Here is a 293-nt window from a genome sequence, read left to right as displayed (position 1 = left end):
TTTACGGCTGAAATATTCAGCAAAATTATCCCATCGAGAGATTGCCAGAAGCTTAAATATCTCCCCTGGCACTGTGGCTAATTACGTTAAAAAGGCCAATGAGTTAGGGTTAAACCAATGGCCGTTACCTGACGATAAACAACACGGTACGTTTCTTAATACAAAAATCAGGGACTTCTCACCCCGTCAAAAAAGATACCCAACACCTGACTGGCTCACCATCAATAAGGATTTAAAGCAGCACAAACATTTGACGTTGCAGTTAGTATTCGATGAAATGCGTGAGAAAGTCG

Annotated in this window: 1 protein-coding gene; it reads left to right on the top strand. The window is 41.3% G+C overall.

Annotation, left to right across the window (positions count from 1 at the left end; translation table 11 throughout):
* On the top strand, positions 1-293 hold a 293-nt coding region (locus H5187_RS24165), incomplete at both ends, for a winged helix-turn-helix transcriptional regulator (protein ID WP_182798534.1).

The sequence above is a fragment of the Pseudoalteromonas sp. SG44-1 genome (genome assembly GCF_014164315.1).
In the GTDB taxonomy this organism is placed as follows: Bacteria; Pseudomonadota; Gammaproteobacteria; order Enterobacterales; family Alteromonadaceae; genus Pseudoalteromonas; species Pseudoalteromonas rhizosphaerae.
The sequence above is the reverse complement of the archived record's forward strand: the minus strand, read 5'-3'. Positions and strand labels throughout refer to the sequence as shown.